The following is an 18,654-nucleotide window of genomic DNA, read 5'->3' on the forward strand; positions in this document are numbered from 1 at the left end:
GGGATAGATTAAATCAATTAAACAAGACGTCGACCCTGACTTAGCATGTGTTTCAAATCCACCGAAATTACAGAGGAATTTTGGGTTTCAATTACTTGTTTAGATGTTCCGAAAAAAGCCCGGGTTAACCAAATTACCAAGTGAACCACGGGGACAGGGAAAAAGAAGCAGAGGGACGGTTCTAGTGCTTCCATTGTGTAGGTATTTTAAAATAATTTTTCACTGTATGGTATCTACTCATTAGATGCAGAACCACGGGGACTATGTACCTCGGTCCACTTTTAAGTAGATTAATTAGGACCGATGTTCCTGTCCCCCTGGTTCTGGACTAAAAGTGGACCAGTGTTCCTGTCCCCCTGGTCCACTACACTCCGCGTTTGTTCCCCCAGATAAGGGCATGTACTTGCGGGAGGACACGAACATGATTCAACTTAGTTGATGCAACAACCTTGTCGATCAGCCATTCGTACTTGGTTAAAAGTTTGTTGGCAAGGTTGGGTGCTTCATTTTCTGTCAGGTCATCATTTCCAACCTGTAGGAAAAAGGAAAGCTCTGGATATCGTTCATGCACCATTTCTGCATAGGATATATCCTCATCATTAAAAATGACAACTTTTAAACTAGTATTTTTAAGGCGATTATTGATTTTTAATTTTTCAATAATAAAATCAAGCGTTTCAAAATTTGTGTTCATTTTGGAGCTTGGCGGTTTAGGAGAAATGGTGAGATCATCAATTGAAAGAAACCAGTTCTGCCAGCGGCTGCCCTGTGTTTCAAGGGCGACTTCCATGTCTAACTTGTGTAATGCTTCCACTAGTTCATTTAAATTGGCCAGAAGTGCCGGGTTTCCACCTGAAATGGTTACGTGATCAAAATGCTCTCCCCCCGTTTGTTTAAGGCGGGTAATAATTTCGTCGGCGGTCAATCTTTCAATTTCTTCTTTTGCACTGCCGTCCCATGTGAAAGCGGAGTCACACCAAGAACAACGATAATCACAGCCGGCCGTTCTTACAAACATTGTTTTTCGACCGACGACCATTCCTTCCCCTTGAATGGTTGGTCCGAAGATTTCAAGTATCGGAAACTTATTCATTTATCATCCACTCCCGTCTTGCTTCGGCATAGCTTGTCGGTGTTTCATAGAGTTTAACGAATTCTACTCGGCATTCATTTGAATTATTGATGAGTGCTTTCTCCATCTCTTCATAAATCCAGACGACCATATTTTCGGCCGTAGTATTCATGTTTGGAAGAGTATCATTTAAATAGCGATGGTCAAGGTGAATTTCAATTTGTTCTTTCCAAATTCTCTTAATTTCGCTAAAATCGATGACAATGCCAATCTCGTCGGGAACCCCGCTAAGTCCAAAAATAACCTTGTACGTGTGTCCGTGTAAGTTCTTACATTTGCCTTCATAGCAGTGCAGGTGGTGGGCTGCATCGAACGTGAATTCCTTACTTACCAGGACACGTTTCTTATGATATTTTAGCTCATGCTGTTTAATGTCTTTGTCCATCTTCTGCAAGTTCTCCACAATGGTAAATCCGTACATCAGGAATTCTCCTTCTTTTGCAGATAGCTATCCAGTCCATTTTTCCGCAGCTTACATGAAGGACACTCCCCACATCCCTCGCCACGAATACCATGGTAACAGGTAAGTGTTTTTTCCCGGACATAGTTAAAGGCACCAAGCTCGTCGGCAAGTTCCCAGGTTTCTGCCTTATCCAGCCACATTAATGGTGTATGGATTACAAACTGATCATCCATTGATAAATTCAGTGTTACGTTTAGTGATTTAACAAAAACATCACGGCAGTCAGGGTAACCGCTAAAGTCTGTTTCACAAACCCCGGTAATAATATGCTTTGCCCCAATCTGTTTTGCCAAAATGGTGGCAAAAGAAAGAAAGAGCAGGTTACGGCCTGGAACAAAAGTAGAAGGCAGGTCTCCATTCTCCCCATCTTTTACTTCGATTTCATCACGTGTTAACGCATTTGGAGCCAATTGACTTAAAAGCGACATATCCAAAACATGATGCCGTACGTTCAGGTCAGCAGCGATCTCCTTTGCTACTTCGATTTCTTCTTTATGCCGTTGATTGTAATCAAATGTCACCACTTCTACTTGATCATATTTTTTCAAGGCCCAAAATAAGCAGGTGGTACTATCCTGACCACCACTGAATACGACGACAGCTTTATTTTTTCCCATAAAAAAATTCCCCTTTCATATAGAAAAAGAGAATCTGCTCACCCAAATAAAAAAAACCATACCTATAAGGGAGGTACAGTTCCAACCTTAGTTTTTTATAGAGGGTGTAGCTAGAACCTCTCCTGCAATTATTGCAGACTTTTTATTATGTTTCCCTTTTGATTGTAACAGATATTCCTACCTCATGCACAATCATTCATTTTTCCATACGGCCAATTAAAATATCCTCTTAATCTTGTACTTCTGCTCTTCCTTCTCAATAAAATCTTTTTGGATTAATTCATTGACGTTCTTTCTGACTTTCCAATAAACCTTTTCGTCGTTTGTTATTTCTTCAATTGCTACTGCCTGTGGGTATCTTTGTTCTAGCTGAATAAGTATACTTACCTCAATTAGATTAAGGTTATGTTTTTGTGCGATTTCCAAGTAGTTCATCTATTCGTCCCCTTAACCAAATTACTATTGTGAATAAGCATAATTGTAACAAATTAAATTAAGACGCAAAAATGTATAAATTACTATCTTACACTTTTTATATATAACTTTTTCCCCAGGTTCTCTATAGATTTACCCGCGTCTAAAACTGGTAGCAGCCTTGTATACAGCCAGAAGAACAGGGGTATATACCCTCCCAAAGTGGAATAAACATAGAAAACTTAGCTGTCACCAAGCCTTTCGGTGACAGCCTTAGTTGCACTTGGATGCAGGATGGAAAGTTTTATTATCCTATCAGCCCAAAAAAACCCCCAACCTTAATTGGCTGGGGTTAGATTTTAGCTTTTCTTTTTACCGAAATAAAATAGTCCTGCCAGTAAGCCGGTAAGGCACATGATGCTTGCGAGAATGAGAAATGGCCATGGTCCAAACTGGAAAATAAGTGGAATAGACAGGGCGGTTACAAGTCCGCCACCAAGAAATGGTTCAAAAACAAGCTGCTTATAACCAAACCCTTCGAAAGCAGGGGTTTCTGCCTTCGGATCGGCAACACGCATTAAAAGCAGACCGGTTGCTGTAATTCCCATTGATTGTCCAAAATCTCCAATCCCTCTCTCAAGCCAATAGGTTGGTATAATTCTTGGTGCAAGCACAAAGAATGCAATTACATTCCATGCAATGCCGGCGATGGCAAGTAGAAGGAACGGAATGAAGTGGCTTCCAATAACATCCAGTGATACAGTTCCAATTGCCGCCAAGATCAGTACGTCCAGAGAAAACCCTTGAATCCGACTGACCATTTGTCGATCTAATACATCGGTATTATCAATCTTATTAAAAAATAACTGTACGAGTATTCCACCAATCATTGCAAGGGGGAATAACGGTACATATGTCATGAAGTCCGAACCAAATACAGTTGCTTCAACCCATACGAGCGTTTGGAGCAGCACATAACCTACTATAATTGCGACACCAATTACAGCGAAATGTAAGGAAAGCGGTTCAATCGATTCGGGACGCACGGTCATTTTTGCTGCGGGTTCTCTATTTTCAAATTCAACGATTCCAGCCTTTTTTAAAGCGGAAAAGCCTTCTACATCTTTTATGACAGCTGTCTTGTTTCTTCGGACAGCCCAGTTTATAATGATAATTCCTATGATGACACCTGATAAAATACCTACCGTTGCGAGTCCGATTGCAAGATCATAGGCTTCCGGAAAACCCATTTCTTCAAACGTTCCCTGAAGACCTGCAGCTGTACCGTGACCACCTTCAAAAGATACTTCAATGAGGGCTCCAACCATTGGTGGCATCCCGAAAAACGGGGTCAGCACCAATAATGTCAACAGAATCCCAACGACATATTGTCCCCAGCCCAATGTCCATCCAAAAGCAAGCTGAGGTCCACCGACTCTCCATATTTTTGATAGACCGGGGAGTACGGTTCCTAAAAATAGACTAGCAAATACGACATTGATCATCAGACCCGGCAGTTCGCCCCACACATCCATGATTTCCGGGGTAATCATGCCTGTGGCCCAAAATGACTGCTCTCCCAAATAAGGCTCCAATACTCTGCCAAGAACCTGTGGGCCTAGTATTAAAGCTATAAATCCACCAATGACAGAGGATGGCAGAAATAGATTTTGCAGCCATTTTACCCGAACTCTCACCCATTTTCCGATTAGAAGAAACAACCCAAGATACAGCAGCGCGAATCCAATCTCATTCGGGTTCATTTTACTACTCCTTTTCTAAAAGGTTTATATGGTTTTACCCCAGATTCCTGTCACTCAAACTAAAGCAATAGATAAATAGTTTTATTCCTTTCAATAATGGTTTACTATTTATTGTATAAGGGTGACTATAAAAAAAGAGAGTGAGGTCAGAATGTTGAAAAGCGATGTGCAGGAAGAAGTTTATTATGGGCGAATAGTTGCGGATGACTGGTCTATTTATATTGCGGCAACAGAAAAAGGGCTTTGCTTTGTTGGTTCCTATAATGAAGGTTACGAGGAAATGAAAAGCTGGTTTGCGAGACGCAGGCCCGACGCGAGATTAATTGAAGATGCGAATAGATTATCAGATTATAAGGAACAGCTGCTGGAGTACCTGAAAGGCGAGAGGGAGCATTTCAATTTGCCGATTGATTTAATCGGAACTGCTTTTCAAACTGCTGTTTGGGAAGAGCTGCAAAAAATCCCATTTGGAAAAACAACGACATACTCCACTATTGCAGAACAAATCAAAAGGCCTGCTTCAGTCAGGGCTGTAGGAACGGCAATCGGATCTAATCCTGTGCTGATTGTTGTACCTTGCCATCGGGTAATCGCCAAAAGTGGAAAAATGGCCGGTTATCGTGGAGGTATCCCGATGAAGGAGAGACTGCTTGAACTGGAAAGGTCGCTCGATTAGCGGAATCCCAATCTGACTTGGCGATAAATAAAAAAGCTTCTCGCTGCATTGGTGCCGGAAGCTTTTTATTCTACTTTCTTTATAGGCCAGAACAACACTTTTATCGATGGGGCATAATGAAAGAGTGGATTTCCGATATCAGTATCATCCGGTAAAAATGGCTTCATATTTTCTTCCTCGATATAAGTCTCAACGTCCTGTATTTTCCATTGCTTATGGTGTATGTCCACCCTAAACAGTGAGTTATTGCGATAGGACTACATATAATACCTTTCAAGCAGCCAGCTGCTCAGGCTTTCCTTATCCGGATAATAGGGTTCGGAAATTGGCCGGTAAGCCCCTTTAAAATTGGCCTTTGTTTTTCCTTTGCGTATCGATTCGTAATGAAAAAATCCTTTCTTTTTGTTCATCTTCATCTTCGCATAATGATAAGGTATCGTTGCTATTCTGGCTCCAATTACCGCAAGCAGCTGATTTGCGTCCAGACTGAAAAAGTAAATTCCCTTCACACCATTACGTTTTACATATGTGCGAACGTTAAGCTCGAGATAAGAATGCAGGAAAGGAATCGGTGGCATTGAACGGAGCCGCATATGATTAACTTGAAAAGGGATAATGGAAATCCATGCTTTATCATGATACGTATCCAACTCCAAACCGTCGGGAATAAATTCTTTGATTACTTCCCTTGAAACAGGAAGATGCATGAATAATAAGTGTTCCCATTTTTGAGTCATTAACCATGCTCCTTTTGGCAACCGATCGTCACGATGTTCAGTGGTGTTCAGAATATCGTTGGACATTTTCCCTCTCCTTTAAAAACAATCTTTTCTGAAAAGCCCTGGTATTTCTGCCAGGGCTTTTGATCAGTAATTACAGTTATCATTTCCTTAAGGCAAGCAATCTATTTTTGCTTGGGTCTGGAATTATCCTCCCGTTGTGGACTGATATCACGCTCAGGATCCTTTTCCTTTATTTTCTGTTCTTTTGAATCGTCATTATGCTTGTTGTTTTTAGTTTCGTCAGCCATTATTTCACCTCCAGTTTAACGAATATTGACTATGTAATTTAATTAACCTATTTCTTTCGCTTGCAAACATGACCTTTCTTGCAGGTTTCATTTTACTGATTATCCAGGTAAAAAATTCCACATAGAGGAGTAAATTTATGTGAAGCGGGAATGAGTATGATGTAAGAAGATTCCAATATAAAGGAGGAAATACACGGTGAATCATGGAAAAGCAATTGCAGTTAAAGGGATTATGACACTTGTCGTTCTGTATTTGGTATTGGGACTTGGCTTCGGAATATCCTTTTGGAATGTTTTGTTGCTCACAGTTATTCTAGGTGTCATTTCCTACGCACTTGGGGATCTATATATTCTGCCGAAAACATCTAATATGACGGCTACAGGAGCCGATCTGGGGATGGCTTTTCTGGTCCTTTGGCTGTTGGGAATACCCCTTACAGGTCTTGATGCAGGGACAATGGCTGGAGCGGCAATTATCTCAGCTCTGATTATGGCAATCGGTGAATATTTCTTCCATGAGTATATTAGGAAGAAAGATTACGGTACGAACCGAAGATATGAAACTTCATCCGATTTTTAATAAGTATTAGCAAGGACTGTCCTTACCAGTTGGACAGTCCTTTTAAGTATAAACTACCAACCTGCAAAAGTGCAGCTAAGGCCGTCACCGAAAGGCATGGTGACAACCAAGTTTTCTAATTTCAATCCAGAGGAGCAAGGGGTAGATATCAAATGAAAAACAAGGATATGGAGGCGATTCAGTATGTTTACATTTCTGCCGAGCAGGGATCCCCATACAATTCCAGTAGAGATTGAAGGGAATGCGACAAAAGAGGATGCACAGAGACTTGATCAATATGTGAAGAATGAGTTTGGGGATGATGCTCCTTTTAATATTTTGGCGGTAATTAAGGAAATAGATGGTACGACACTGAAAGGCTTTACGGAAGGCGTGAAATTTGATGCGAAACGGTGGAAGCAGTTCAGGAAATTCGCCATTATCAGTGATGAAAATTGGATAAAAACCTCAGTGAAAATAGGTGATTATTTACCTGGCGTCACTACAGAACATTTTGCTTCAAGTCAGCTGGAAGAAGCCTGGTCGTGGATGATGCAAAGATAGTTTTATCCCGCATGCAGCACGAATAACCTCCAGTCAAAAATTTGGTTATTCAGGGAAATATCAGATGTGGGATGTAAAATTGTCTAATTGAAATTTCACTTTATTACAACCGGAATACAGTTTATTAAAACAGGTTTTCTTTTACAATATGAGGCTAATACATATTGTAGAGGTGAGTAATATGTATTCCCTGCAAAAATGTAAAACAATCAATAATCATGGGTTAATTAATCTTCCAAAGAAATGGCGGGTTGAACTTGGATTCGACTGTGGAGAATTGGTTGAAATCCGTATGCGGAGAAGGCAAATATGGATATGTCACTGTCAAAATGATACGACTGAAAATCAACGGTATATTTCACCATATGGAACAATTACGATTCCTGCCGAATTTAGAAGGTTACTCGATATTAGCGATAAAACAGAGCTGTGCTTGTATGTGGAACCGGAGAAGAATGCTTTCGTGATCATGCCTGATTAAAAATATTATAGTAAGATTGTTGAAATCAAAAACCTCTCAAAGAATGAGAGGTTTTTGATTTCTATTCAGAAACATTGCCTTCAGCAGGGATAGGGTGCTCCTGTAAAATTTTTGCCAAATGAACAAGGTTGTGGCTCGCCATTTGAATGTTTGATTGGGTAAAGTCACTTTTATATCCTTCCGCTTCAATATAGGAAGGCCTCGGTCCGGCTTCTCCAACCCAATATGCAATGGGATTTGGCGGGATGGCAAATCCAAGCTGTGCAAGGCCAAAAATAAGATCGCCAGCTGCATTTTTCGCTCCATCCTCATTACCGGTAACAACGGCTCCAGCCACTTTATTATAAAAAATAGGCTGGCCTTGTTCATTTGTTTCACTGCTGGATCCGTTTAAACGTTCAAGAACTTTTTTTGAAATACTGCTTTTTTCACCGAGCCAGACTGGTGAAGCCAGTATTAAAATATCGGCCTGTTTGACTTTTTCGAGTAATTTCGGCCACTCGTCACCATTGCCCATGTCGGCCGCAATCCCATAAGCGACATTATAATCTGCTACACGAATTACCTCTGACTTCATATGTTTGCTGTCAAATACATTCGTAAAATCTTTCAGCATTACATCCGTATTTGACTGTTCCTCAGATTTCTTTAAAGAACAATTCAAAATTAAGGCTTTTAGCGTTTCCAAGAAGATCACTCCTTTTTTTAATTATGTAGGTTCTCTACCCCGAATCTCCTTCAAATATGCGTTTGCTCGGACAATCATCTGATCATATCCAGAGGGCAAAGCATGCTATCATCCTATTCCTGTATAAAAAAAGACCGTTATGGGAAAGAAAAGGGGTAGAATCTATCTTACTTAATCGAGGGGATTACATGGCGAGATCTTTTTTCAGCAGAAAGAAAAAGAATAAGCAAAGTAACCAGGACACACAGCAACCTAAGTTTAGTGCAAAACTAAAGAAAAGCCTTGACGATAATCTGGAAAATATGAAAACAATGCTTGGGAACCCAGGTGACCTCGTTGTTCGCGAGCTGATGATAGGTGGTTTGGAAACAAGAGCAGCAATCATGTACATAAATGGATTAACAGATAAAAATCTAATTAACAATAATATTTTAAAGACCATACAGCTTAATCTTAAGCAATTTGAATCAAATGTACTGGATAAGATTTTTGAGGAAGTAATAGCGATTACAGACACTAAAAAAGCAAACTCGATGGACGAGGTATCTTTAGCTCTTTTAAACGGAGGCACAGCTTTTTATATAGATGGAATGGAAACCGTTTTACTAATGGGCACTTCAGGTGGTGAAACCCGTTCCATTGAAGAGCCTGACTCAGAAACATTGATTCGGGGACCAAGGGATGGATTTGTTGAAAGTATCGAAACGAATCTTGCGTTGATCCGCCGTGATATTAAGGATCCAAATCTGCGCTTTAAACAACATGAAGTCGGAAGAAGGTCAAAGCAAAAATTAGTTGTCAGTTATGTGGAGGGAATCGTAAACCCTGAAATTGTAGAAGAAATAGAGCGCAGACTGAAGACGATTGATGTCGATATTGCTTCCGATTCAGCATATGTAGAACAATGGATAGAGGATAGTTTTTTATCGATATTCCCGCAATTCTTGAACACAGAGCGACCAGACAAAGTTTCAGCTGTATTGCTGCAGGGGAAGGTTGCGATTTTAGTGGAGGGAACTCCTTTTGTCCTCCTTGCTCCAATCTCACTGGGAGAAGCATTATTCTCGATGGAGGACTATAATCAACGTTGGTTATCGGCAACATTGCTGAGAACGCTTCGCTATTTCTCGGCCTTTATTGCCATCTTCCTGCCTGCCATTTATATTGCGCTTGTTTCCTATCATCCGGGAATGCTTCCCAGTACACTTGTGTTTTCCATTGCAGCATCGCGTGAAGGTGTACCTTTTCCGGCAGCCATTGAAGCAATATTAATGGCGGTGACTTTTGAAATCCTGCATGAGGCTGGGATCAGACTGCCAAAGGTGATCGGGCAGACAATCGGTATCGTCGGTGGACTGGTAATTGGGGAAGCGGCTGTCAGCGCTGGAATTGTTAGTACACTTATGGTTATTGTTACAGCTTTGACAGCAATCGCAACCTTTAGTGTTCCTTCCTATAGTGTTGCAATTACATTCCGGATGTTACGATTTGCTTTTATGATAGCAGCCTCCATATTAGGTCTGTATGGCATTGTCCTTATTTACATTATGGTCAATATTCACCTTGTTAACTTGAAAAGTATTGGTGTCCCCTACGTTGCACCATTTGCTCCGATTTTTGTTACTGACTGGAAGGACTTGATTTTTCGTGCTCCTGTTACAAAATTGACACAGCGACCGGCTTTCCTTAAAACAACAGATGATCAGTCAAAAGAGACAAAATCGAATTAAAGGAAGGAATAGGGTATGAGTACTTTTAAATACGGCGATGAGAAAATTAAATCACGTGATATTATGATCGCCGTTCCTTCTATGGTGATTGCAATAGGAATTATTGTTTTCCCAAGAGAGCTTGCTGATAAAACGATAGCAGCGGATGGATGGGTTTCTATCGTAATTGGGGGAGGAATAGCAATTCTGTTAGTTTGGCTTGTCGCAAAATTGGCTGCAAACTTTCCCAACCAATCCTTTCTTTCTTATGCATCCTATCTGGTGACAAAACCAGTAGCAATCGTCTTAACTTTTATGTTCGCTATTCAAGGAATCATCGTTTCAGCTTTTGAAGTCCGTGCTATTTCAGATATTTCGCATCAGTACTTATTTGATCAGACACCGCAAGAAGTCGTCTCATTGTGTTTTTTACTTGTCGTCGTGTATGCTGTTTCGGGTTCCCGAGCAGGACTGTTCCGTCTCAATGCCATGTTTTTGCCGATCATTTTTGCTGCAACCATATTGCTGATTTTTTTTTCCTTAGGGTTTATACATACAGAACATTTATTGCCTGTCTTTAAGACAGATGCTCGAGGATATTTACAAGGAACGTTGGCCAGTACAACATCGTTTACCGGGATTGGGATCTTGTTTTTCTATATTTCATTAGTAAAGAAGCCTGAAAAAGCACCTGCCATGGCCGCATTCGGCATGTCATGGGCAGTCGGTCTATATATATTAATTTATGTAACCTGTATAGTTGTATTTGGGGAAACGGCAACCGCGAATATTCGCTTCCCGCTTATCGAGTTAGCCAAAACGGTAGAAGTTCCAGGTGGCTTTTTCGAACGGATAGAATCGTTATTTTTTATCATCTGGATTATGGCAATTTTCAACACTGCTGCGATGGCGTTTGATGTTTCTGTAATAGCCTTGAATTCTATTTTTTCTAAAGTAGTTAAAATAAAAATAATATTAGTGTTATCGCCCTTCATATACTTTATTGCATCACTTCCAAATGATTTCCTGGATATTGGGAAGGTCGGGGATTTCGCGAGTTATTATGGCTGGGGATTAACAGGAATGGTGGCACTTGTGTTTTGGATAATAGTTAAAGTAAAAGGAGTCAAACAAAGTGGTAAATAAAAAGTACATCCTGATACTTATACACGTTTTACTGGCTATGCTTATTTCTGGATGCTGGGACGAAATAGAAGTGGAGGACCGGGCGTTGCTGTCCGGAGTTGCAATTGATTTTGCAGATGAAAAAGGAGAAGGGGATAGACCTGTATATGAAATGACACTTCAATTTGCTGTACCTAGTGCAATAGGTACAGCATCAGAAGGCGGGGGAGGGAAGGCGTTTCGTAATTTAAGCCAAACCGGAGAGAGCATATTTGGGATTAACTCAGATATCTCCAGGCAGGAAAATCGTCGGATAAATACAGAGCATTTGGACGTGGTACTTGTCTCCGGGCAGATTTCAGAAAAAGAGGGTTTATTTGTTGATATTATGGATGTTTTCCTTCGACAACCGGGCATGAGAAGAGGGATATTGCTCGCGATTGCGGATGGCAATGATCAAAAGGCTAAAGGACTGCTTGACATCGAACCAGAACATGAGAAAATACCCGCAAGATATATAAGTGAATTGATGGAAAATCCTGCAACACCAGAAACAATTGAACCGTTTCGAGTTGGGGACATACAAGAGAAGCTGTTGAATAACAGAAGTTTTACAATACCCCAACTTGCCATTTTTTCGGATAACAGTATCAATTATGATGGAGTTGCAGTCTTTGATGGCCATACAAGTAAGATAGTAGATACACTTAAAGGTGATGAAGTCAAGGGACTGAACTATATTACTGGTAAGGAGCAATTAGGAAGTGTCACGGCAGAGCTGGAAGGAGAATTGGTGGGATTTATAGTGCTGGAAGGCAGCAGCAAAATTAAGCTTACAAATAAAGATAAACAAAATTTACAATTTCAGGTGGATGTCGAAGTAGAAGCCCAATTGACTGAATACCGAGGGAACAAGGATTTTTACAAAAAAGGAAATCTCGAAAAGTTTGAGAAGGCGTTAAAGGATAAAATTGAACAAACAGCTACAGATACGGTTAAAAAGGTGAAGGATGATTTGCAGGTTGATGTTTTAACTTTCGCTGACCACCTTCGAGGCCATCACTATGAATTATGGGAAAAAGTGAAAGATAATTGGGATCATGGAGAAAACTATTTTTCAAAAAGTGATGTCACCTTTAATGTCACTGCAACTCTGAGAGAACCGGGGAATACCATTCAGTTAAAAAAAGAGGGGGATAAGGAATAACATGTGGAACTGGCTGATGGAGAGATTGCCGGGTACAATTGGATTTATTTTCGTATTCCTGGCTTTTTTTATACCATATATAACATACAAAATAAATACGATGCTGCACAAGGATGGGGATCCCCCTTGGAAAAAAGAGGAAATGGACAAGCAAGCCAAGGATCAGCAGCCACTAAATTAATGCTTACATGCTAAAGCTATCAATCATTGCACTTGGGTTTTTGCAAGCAGGTAAAATACTGAAACTATTTTTGCTTCGTGATAGACTGAATGGTAAAGACCATGTGGAGTGATGTACATATGAATTTAGAAACATATTTAAAATTAGATGCGACCGAAATGGCAAATTTGGTGCGGAAAAAAGAAGTAAACTCAAGAGAATTACTGGAAATCGCCTTCAAGCAACTGGAAAAAGCTGATCCACTCTTAAACATTGCCACACATACAAGAATGGATCAAGCCCTTGAAGAAGCGGAGCGAATATCGATAGAGAATGCGCCGTTTAATGGTGTCCCTATATTGATGAAAAATATTTCCCAAAGTGTTGAAGGGAAACCATTGACTTCCGGTTCGAGGCTTCTTAAAGAAAGTCGATCCAAACATGATTCCTATTTTGTGAAGAAATTTCGTGATGCCGGTTTCCATTTTATGGGGCACACGAATGCACCGGAATTTGGCTTAAAGAATATTACAGAACCAAAGCTGTACGGACCAACCAGAAATCCGTGGAATGCAGAGTATTCACCGGGAGGATCAAGTGGCGGAGCAGCCGCTGCAATTGCAGCAGGAATTGTCCCGATGGCAGGGGCGAGCGATGGTGGTGGATCCATACGCATTCCAGCTTCGTTCACAAGTCTTTTCGGTTTGAAACCGACAAGGGGACGTACACCCGTTGGTCCTGGAGTCGGTCGGCAGTGGCAAGGTGCCTCCATTAATTTTGTATTAAGCCGGACGGTGCGTGACAGTGCTGCAATGCTGGATATCCTTCAAGTTGTCCAGCCGGAAGCGGCCTTTCAGGTCCCATTATTTGCAGGTAGTTATAAAGATGCCATGCAGCAAGACTTTGACAGACCACTACGTGTCGCTTTTTCCACCAAGTCACCGGTCGGTACGCCTGTGTCTGAAGAAGCGAAAATGGCTGTGGAGAAAACTGTCCAGTGGTTGGAAGGACAAGGCCATCATATAGAGGAAAAAGAAAATGATGTGGACGGAATCCAACTGATGAGGGATTACTACATCATGAATAGCGGGGAAATGAATGCAACGATCTTAGGTTTGGAGCAAATGATTGGCCGTGAAATTACTGCCGAGGATGTAGAAATTGAAACATGGTTGCTGCACGAAGCAGGAAAATCAATTTCTGCAGCTGCGTTTTCGGCAAGTCTCGCATCATGGGACATTGCGGCGGCACAGATGGCTCACCTCCATCGCACATATGATTTTTATATTACACCTGCCACAGCAAATACAGCACCGAAAGTAGGGGAGCTGACGTTTTCTGAAAAGGAACAGGAGCAATTGCTGTCATATATGGAAAAAGCAAATAGGAGTGGCAAGCAGGAACTGATTTATGACATGTTTTTGCCAAGCTTAACGTATACACCGTTTACCCAGCTTGCGAATCTGACCGGACAACCAGCAATGTCTGTACCACTGCACCTGTCTCGGAATGGTCTTCCTTTAGGGGTGCAAATTTTGGCGCAGAAAGGGGAAGAACATCGGCTGCTTCAGTTGGCCGATAAATTGGAGCAATCAGGTTTATGGATCGGGATGAAAGGGAATCCGTATTTTGATAGACAGTAAAACTACAAACCTACCAAACACATAAATGCAACCGAGGCTGTCGCCCGAAAGTCCTGGACAGCCAGGATTTCTAATAGGATTGGAAATACATATAGTTTTTTTGATGGATGGCCCTGTCTATATAAGCCCTTCTTTTTCAGTTTTTCCTGATTTTCAAAGAAACGCTCCCAGCCCTGATCTTGGAGAAACTTTCATTGATATATCCCTTTTGGGAAATTTAGTCTTTAGGATTAGGAATGCATAATGGAAACGTTTCCGATTACGGATAATTTTATCAGAATATTATATCTTCAAAGGTGAGAAAGGAGTTATTGAAATGGCAAACGGTAGAAAGGGAATATTTCAACGTTCATTGGATGGTGTTGAGCTCGTCGGGAATAGGCTGCCTCATCCGGTTACATTATTTGCGATTTTAGCGTTGTTTGTCCTCTTGCTTTCAGCTGCATTGCAGCCGCTTGGGATAAGTGTTGAACACCCAGGTGAAGAAGGAACGATGGTGGAAATAAAAAATCTGCTGAATGCAGAGGGGATCCAATATATATTCGGAAGCATGACAGATAACTTCATTGGCTTCGCACCTCTTGGTGTTGTTCTGGTAACAATGCTTGGGATTGGGGTAGCTGAACGTACAGGGTTAATTAGTGCTTTACTGAGAGGTTTTGTTTTATCAATACCTAATCGTTTTATAACAATAGGTTTGGTTTTCGCCGGTATCATGTCCAGTGTGGCATCTGACGCAGGTTATGTGGTATTGCCGCCGCTTGGTGCATTGATATTCGCCGCACTTGGACGCCATCCATTAGCAGGACTTGCAGCCGCATTTGCTGGTGTGTCAGCAGGTTTCAGTGCGAACTTGCTCCTATCCGGTACAGACGCAATGCTTGGGGAAATGACGATTGCCGCAGCGGCTATCATAGACCCGGCTTATGCTGAAACAATGAATATTGCAATGAACTGGTTCTTTATTGCTGCTTCTGTATTTGTGCTTACCTTTATAGGTGCATGGGTTACGGAGAGAGTCGTGGAACCTCGCCTTGGTTCATATGACGGTGATCAGAAGGAAAGCTTGGAAGGTATTCAGCCACTTGAGAAGAAGGGGCTGACTTGGTCGGGTATTGCACTTGCAATAGGATTGATTTTAACGGCATTGCTCATTGTCCCTGAAGGTGCCCCGTTACGTGGGACAGAGGGTGACACGATGGCGCAAATTGTTCAGTCTCCGTTTATGAGCTCATTAGTGCCGATTATTGCTATTCTGTTCTTAATCCCAGGACTTGTGTATGGTATTGTCACGAAAGTAATTAGAAATGACAAAGATGTTGCCGGGCAAATGTCGGATACGATGGCATCTATGGGAATGTTTATTGTTCTTGCATTTACGGCAGGTCAATTTGTAGCTTACTTTAATGAATCAAATATGGGGATTGTTCTTGGAGTATATGGTGCAGAGTTCCTTGACAGCGTGAACTTGACAGGTATTCCGCTGATATTATTATTCATTTTAATCACTGCATTCATAAATATCTTTATTGGAAGTGCATCTGCAAAATGGGCAATGATGGCACCGATATTTGTGCCGATTATGATGCAGCTGGGCTATTCACCGGAGCTTACTCAAATGGCTTACCGTATTGCAGATTCAACAACCAACATTATCACACCATTAATGACATATTTTGCAATCATTATCGCTTTTGCGCAAAAGTATGATAAGAAAATGGGAATTGGAACATTAATTTCTGTTATGCTTCCATATACCATTTACTTCCTGATAGGTTGGACAATTATGCTGATCATTTGGATGCTGGCTGGAGTACCACTTGGACCAGGCGGACCACTCACATATTAAACAAATCTATAAACGGAAATGGCATTACTCAGCAATTGGGTAATGCCATTTTTTTCGACAAAATTCGGGGAGTGACAGGCACCTGATCGGGGAATAGGTTGGTGAGGGGAGGGTGGTTAGTAATGACTGCAGAAGTTGCGATAATGAATAAGCTTGGGATGTCATTGGCTGCAGATAGTGCAATTACTAGTGGTCGTGATGGTGTACAGAAGGTTTATAATTCAGCAAATAAACTGTTTTCCTTATCGAGCGATCATCCAGTCGGGATAATGGTATATGGTGCCGCATCCTTTATGGAAGTACCATGGGATGTCATCATCAAGTCCTATCGAGATTATGTTGGGGATCGTAAATTTTCCGATCTTACATTATATTTGGAGGATCTTCTCAATTTTCTTCGTCAGGATGATAGATTCAAGAACACTGCATTGGAAGAGATTATTGTTTACCGCTCATTCTCGGATATTTTGAAGCGTATCGTAAGAGAAGTTGAGGATGATATGGAGAATGAGAAGAACAGTGGTAGTGAAATGACCAATGACGAAGTAACCGAAATGCTTTCAGGTTATATCGGCAGAACTTTGGCCGTGTACAGGGAGAAAGAGGAAGTATTTCTAACCGTGGAATATAGCCGTTTCAAGGAAGAATTCGGAGCGGTTGTTAAAGAAATTAAAGAGGAATTAATATCCTTCGAGCTTCCTGATGAACTTATGGAGAACCTTCATGAGCTGGCATATGAAGTTACGAGAAAAGATTATTTCAGTCTTGGCAGTACGGGAATTGTCATTGCCGGTTATGGGGAAAAAGAAATATTTCCACACCTGTTGAATTACCGGTTGGAAGGGTTTGTTTTCGGTCAGTTGAAGTATAAGAAGCTAAAGGAAAAGAAAATCAGCTATACGAGTGATTGCAAGGATGGAACGGCTGCCATTACCGCTTTTGCACAAAGGGAAATGGTAGATTCGTTTATTGGCGGGATAGAACCGAATATGGAAGATACCATATTTAATATAATAAAAAAGGTGTTAACAGGTTACCATGTACAAGTTCAAAAGTACTTAAATATTAAATTTACAGACGAGCAGGTTAAGGGAATGGAAAATATGGGTAATGACTTATATCGGTCCATTGAAGATGCTGTAGAGGAATACCAGGAAAAGAACTATATTGAACCGTTAATGGGCATTGTCCGTTCATTGCCTAAAGAGGATCTAGCAGAAATGGCCGAAGCGCTTGTTAATTTGACTTCCTTCAAACGCAGAGTTACAAGGGCGACCGAATCTGTTGGCCCTCCGATTGATGTTGCGGTGATTACAAAAGGGGACGGATTTGTTTGGATGAAACGGAAAAATTACGTTGACCCGGTGATCAATGCCAGATTTTAAATTCAGGAAGGGATGAAGGGTATGCCTCTAAAAGAAGATAAGCCAAAGAAGGAGTACTTTAATCTGCCAAAGAATGACAAGTTGGATTTTGATTTGGAGGAAGAAGAGAAAGCCGAAAAAGACCAGGTTGCAGAGAAGGTATTTGAAAAGTTAAATGAAAAATACGGTAAATAAAAAACACTTCATGGAAGTTACTCAATATTACAAAAAGATTAAAAGACGTTCTACATGTTTATTTAAATGTACACGTGGAAAACAATAACTGTAAGCGAAGACGCTTAACACTATTGAAAAGGAGCTGTTTTAAAATGGCAAAAAACAATAATAATAAGATGTCTCGTGAAGAAGCAGGTCAAAAAGGCGGTAACAAAACTGCACGAAACCATGACCAGGAATTCTATGAAGAAATCGGTCAAAAAGGCGGAAAAGCTACTTCCAGAAACCATGATCAGGATTTCTATGAAGAAATTGGCCGCAAAGGCGGCAAGCGAAGCAATGGTGGACATGGAAGCAACAATTCCTAATTGAAAAAATGTGAAATCAGTATAGCGCAGCAAACGTGAAAGATCTTAAATCGAAGTGCAAGATGCTAACTAATTCCGAAAGGAGAGGTTAAGAATGGCTAGAAACAATAACAGCAAAATGTCTCGTGAAGAAGCAGGTCAAAAAGGTGGCAATCAAACAGCACGCAACCATGATCAGGAATTTTTTGAGGAAATAGGACAAAAAGGCGGAAACGCCACATCCGACAATCATGATAAAGACTTTTACGAAGAAATCGGTCAAAAAGGTGGAGAAACCACTTCCAATAAATATGACAAGGATTTCTATGAAGAAATCGGTCAAAAGGGCGGAGAAACTACTTCCGATAAATATGACCAAGATTTCTATGAAGAAATTGGTCAAAAGGGTGGAAACGCAACTTCCGATAACCACGACAAAGATTTCTACCGCGAAATCGGTCAAAAAGGCGGAAATCAGCGTAACAATAATAACTCTTAAGAAAAAAACTATTAAATATAGATTCGTAAAAGGAGAGGGGTGTAAACATCCCTCTCCTTTTTGGGTGTATGAAATCTGGCGCTCTCATAAAGTTAAGGGATCCACCTCCATCGCCCCTCAGCCTCTTTGGAATTCTGAGGTGGGGGTAATATTGCCCGTTGGATATGTAGTAAAAAGGTTCGTATAA

The 18,654-nt window shown here is 40.9% G+C and carries 21 protein-coding genes and 1 pseudogene; 14 read left to right on the plus strand and 8 right to left on the minus strand.

Annotated elements, in window-relative coordinates; translation table 11 throughout:
• Nucleotides 1-364: 364 nt before the first annotated feature.
• The 5 genes from queE to A4245_RS01900 form a co-directional block, all read right to left on the minus strand.
• The gene (queE, locus tag A4245_RS01880) at nt 365-1,093 is read right to left on the minus strand and encodes a 7-carboxy-7-deazaguanine synthase QueE (protein WP_067725126.1); all 729 of its coding nucleotides are present in this window, start codon (nt 1,091-1,093) and stop codon (nt 365-367) included.
• Nucleotides 1,086-1,553 (minus strand): 6-carboxytetrahydropterin synthase QueD, encoded by a 468-nt coding sequence (gene queD / locus A4245_RS01885; RefSeq protein WP_067725128.1) that lies wholly within the window; start codon nt 1,551-1,553, stop codon nt 1,086-1,088. The genes queE and queD overlap by 8 nt, the downstream gene beginning before the upstream one ends.
• A complete protein-coding gene (gene queC, locus A4245_RS01890) occupies nt 1,553-2,212 on the minus strand; it encodes a 7-cyano-7-deazaguanine synthase QueC (RefSeq protein WP_067725130.1) in 660 nt (219 codons plus the stop codon). The genes queD and queC overlap by 1 nt, the downstream gene beginning before the upstream one ends.
• 216 nt (nt 2,213-2,428) lie before the next feature.
• Complete coding sequence (locus A4245_RS01895) at nt 2,429-2,647, minus strand: hypothetical protein (protein WP_067725132.1); 219 nt, start codon at nt 2,645-2,647, stop codon at nt 2,429-2,431.
• Nucleotides 2,648-2,985: 338 nt separating this feature from the next.
• Nucleotides 2,986-4,389 (minus strand): sodium/glutamate symporter, encoded by a 1,404-nt coding sequence (locus tag A4245_RS01900; RefSeq protein ID WP_067725134.1) that lies wholly within the window; start codon nt 4,387-4,389, stop codon nt 2,986-2,988.
• A 151-nt stretch (nt 4,390-4,540) separates the two neighbouring features.
• On the opposite strand from A4245_RS01900, the gene A4245_RS01905 reads away from it, so the two are divergent.
• Nucleotides 4,541-5,065: a methylated-DNA--[protein]-cysteine S-methyltransferase gene (locus A4245_RS01905; RefSeq protein ID WP_067725137.1), complete on the plus strand. Its 525-nt coding sequence runs from the start codon at nt 4,541-4,543 to the stop codon at nt 5,063-5,065.
• 257 nt (nt 5,066-5,322) lie between these two features.
• Here A4245_RS01905 and A4245_RS01910 read toward each other — a convergent pair whose 3' ends face one another.
• Together A4245_RS01910 and A4245_RS20730 are read right to left on the minus strand one after the other, a co-directional pair.
• Nucleotides 5,323-5,868: a YqjF family protein gene (locus A4245_RS01910; RefSeq protein ID WP_084268630.1), complete on the minus strand. Its 546-nt coding sequence runs from the start codon at nt 5,866-5,868 to the stop codon at nt 5,323-5,325.
• Nucleotides 5,869-5,969: 101 nt separating this feature from the next.
• Complete coding sequence (locus A4245_RS20730; RefSeq protein WP_267886888.1) at nt 5,970-6,095, minus strand: hypothetical protein; 126 nt, start codon at nt 6,093-6,095, stop codon at nt 5,970-5,972.
• A 196-nt stretch (nt 6,096-6,291) separates the two neighbouring features.
• Here A4245_RS20730 and A4245_RS01915 point away from each other — a divergent pair, with 196 nt between their 5' ends.
• The 3 genes from A4245_RS01915 (at nt 6,292) to A4245_RS01925 (ending at nt 7,699) form a co-directional block, all read left to right on the plus strand.
• Entirely contained in the window at nt 6,292-6,675 is a 384-nt protein-coding gene (locus A4245_RS01915; RefSeq protein ID WP_067725139.1) for a DUF2512 family protein, read from the plus strand.
• Nucleotides 6,676-6,858: 183 nt separating this feature from the next.
• On the plus strand, nt 6,859-7,218 hold the full coding sequence (locus tag A4245_RS01920; protein ID WP_067725141.1) for a SpoIIAA family protein: 360 nt from the start codon (nt 6,859-6,861) through the stop codon (nt 7,216-7,218).
• 181 nt (nt 7,219-7,399) lie between these two features.
• Entirely contained in the window at nt 7,400-7,699 is a 300-nt protein-coding gene (locus A4245_RS01925) for an AbrB/MazE/SpoVT family DNA-binding domain-containing protein (protein ID WP_067725144.1), read from the plus strand.
• A gap of 61 nt (nt 7,700-7,760) precedes the next feature.
• On the opposite strand, the gene A4245_RS01930 is transcribed toward A4245_RS01925, so the two are convergent.
• Entirely contained in the window at nt 7,761-8,387 is a 627-nt protein-coding gene (locus A4245_RS01930; RefSeq protein WP_067725146.1) for a flavodoxin family protein, read from the minus strand.
• Between the two features lie 188 nt (nt 8,388-8,575).
• Between A4245_RS01930 and A4245_RS01935 the strand changes: the two genes are divergently transcribed.
• The 10 genes and pseudogenes from A4245_RS01935 (at nt 8,576) to A4245_RS01975 (ending at nt 18,467) form a co-directional block, all read left to right on the plus strand.
• Nucleotides 8,576-10,117, plus strand: a complete 1,542-nt coding sequence (locus A4245_RS01935) for a spore germination protein (protein ID WP_067725147.1) — start codon at nt 8,576-8,578, stop codon at nt 10,115-10,117.
• A gap of 15 nt (nt 10,118-10,132) precedes the next feature.
• Entirely contained in the window at nt 10,133-11,242 is a 1,110-nt protein-coding gene (locus A4245_RS01940) for a GerAB/ArcD/ProY family transporter (RefSeq protein WP_067725149.1), read from the plus strand.
• Complete coding sequence (locus A4245_RS01945; RefSeq protein ID WP_067725151.1) at nt 11,232-12,428, plus strand: Ger(x)C family spore germination protein; 1,197 nt, start codon at nt 11,232-11,234, stop codon at nt 12,426-12,428. Before A4245_RS01940 ends, A4245_RS01945 begins: the two co-directional genes overlap by 11 nt.
• 1 nt (nt 12,429) lies before the next feature.
• Nucleotides 12,430-12,609: a hypothetical protein gene (locus A4245_RS01950; RefSeq protein ID WP_067725154.1), complete on the plus strand. Its 180-nt coding sequence runs from the start codon at nt 12,430-12,432 to the stop codon at nt 12,607-12,609.
• Nucleotides 12,610-12,728: 119 nt separating this feature from the next.
• A complete protein-coding gene (locus tag A4245_RS01955; RefSeq protein WP_067725156.1) occupies nt 12,729-14,231 on the plus strand; it encodes an amidase in 1,503 nt (500 codons plus the stop codon).
• Nucleotides 14,232-14,547: 316 nt separating this feature from the next.
• A complete protein-coding gene (locus A4245_RS01960) occupies nt 14,548-16,080 on the plus strand; it encodes an AbgT family transporter (RefSeq protein ID WP_067725158.1) in 1,533 nt (510 codons plus the stop codon).
• A gap of 122 nt (nt 16,081-16,202) precedes the next feature.
• Nucleotides 16,203-17,465, plus strand: a complete 1,263-nt coding sequence (locus A4245_RS01965) for a hypothetical protein (protein ID WP_067725160.1) — start codon at nt 16,203-16,205, stop codon at nt 17,463-17,465.
• A 21-nt stretch (nt 17,466-17,486) separates the two neighbouring features.
• Nucleotides 17,487-17,639 (plus strand): hypothetical protein, encoded by a 153-nt coding sequence (locus A4245_RS19985; RefSeq protein ID WP_157087636.1) that lies wholly within the window; start codon nt 17,487-17,489, stop codon nt 17,637-17,639.
• Between the two features lie 134 nt (nt 17,640-17,773).
• Nucleotides 17,774-17,954, plus strand: a pseudogene (locus tag A4245_RS01970) (KGG domain-containing protein); the annotation flags it as partial.
• Nucleotides 17,955-18,083: 129 nt separating this feature from the next.
• Nucleotides 18,084-18,467: a con-10 family general stress protein gene (locus A4245_RS01975; RefSeq protein ID WP_067725164.1), complete on the plus strand. Its 384-nt coding sequence runs from the start codon at nt 18,084-18,086 to the stop codon at nt 18,465-18,467.
• Nucleotides 18,468-18,654: the final 187 nt, after the last annotated feature.

The organism is Oceanobacillus damuensis, from assembly GCF_001618145.1.
GTDB classification, from domain to species: Bacteria; Bacillota; Bacilli; order Bacillales; family Amphibacillaceae; genus Oceanobacillus; species Oceanobacillus damuensis.

Coding starts and splice junctions, on each gene's coding strand:
- queE (WP_067725126.1), bottom strand. CDS start 1,093: ATGAATAAGTTTCCGATACTTGAAATCTTCGGACCAACCATTCAAGGG.
- queD (WP_067725128.1), bottom strand. CDS start 1,553: ATGTACGGATTTACCATTGTGGAGAACTTGCAGAAGATGGACAAAGAC.
- queC (WP_067725130.1), bottom strand. CDS start 2,212: ATGGGAAAAAATAAAGCTGTCGTCGTATTCAGTGGTGGTCAGGATAGT.
- A4245_RS01895 (WP_067725132.1), bottom strand. CDS start 2,647: ATGAACTACTTGGAAATCGCACAAAAACATAACCTTAATCTAATTGAG.
- A4245_RS01900 (WP_067725134.1), bottom strand. CDS start 4,389: ATGAACCCGAATGAGATTGGATTCGCGCTGCTGTATCTTGGGTTGTTT.
- A4245_RS01905 (WP_067725137.1), top strand. CDS start 4,541: ATGTTGAAAAGCGATGTGCAGGAAGAAGTTTATTATGGGCGAATAGTT.
- A4245_RS01910 (WP_084268630.1), bottom strand. CDS start 5,868: ATGTCCAACGATATTCTGAACACCACTGAACATCGTGACGATCGGTTG.
- A4245_RS20730 (WP_267886888.1), bottom strand. CDS start 6,095: ATGGCTGACGAAACTAAAAACAACAAGCATAATGACGATTCAAAAGAA.
- A4245_RS01920 (WP_067725141.1), top strand. CDS start 6,859: ATGTTTACATTTCTGCCGAGCAGGGATCCCCATACAATTCCAGTAGAG.
- A4245_RS01925 (WP_067725144.1), top strand. CDS start 7,400: ATGTATTCCCTGCAAAAATGTAAAACAATCAATAATCATGGGTTAATT.
- A4245_RS01935 (WP_067725147.1), top strand. CDS start 8,576: ATGGCGAGATCTTTTTTCAGCAGAAAGAAAAAGAATAAGCAAAGTAAC.
- A4245_RS01940 (WP_067725149.1), top strand. CDS start 10,133: ATGAGTACTTTTAAATACGGCGATGAGAAAATTAAATCACGTGATATT.
- A4245_RS01950 (WP_067725154.1), top strand. CDS start 12,430: ATGTGGAACTGGCTGATGGAGAGATTGCCGGGTACAATTGGATTTATT.
- A4245_RS01955 (WP_067725156.1), top strand. CDS start 12,729: ATGAATTTAGAAACATATTTAAAATTAGATGCGACCGAAATGGCAAAT.
- A4245_RS01960 (WP_067725158.1), top strand. CDS start 14,548: ATGGCAAACGGTAGAAAGGGAATATTTCAACGTTCATTGGATGGTGTT.
- A4245_RS01965 (WP_067725160.1), top strand. CDS start 16,203: ATGACTGCAGAAGTTGCGATAATGAATAAGCTTGGGATGTCATTGGCT.
- A4245_RS19985 (WP_157087636.1), top strand. CDS start 17,487: ATGCCTCTAAAAGAAGATAAGCCAAAGAAGGAGTACTTTAATCTGCCA.
- A4245_RS01975 (WP_067725164.1), top strand. CDS start 18,084: ATGGCTAGAAACAATAACAGCAAAATGTCTCGTGAAGAAGCAGGTCAA.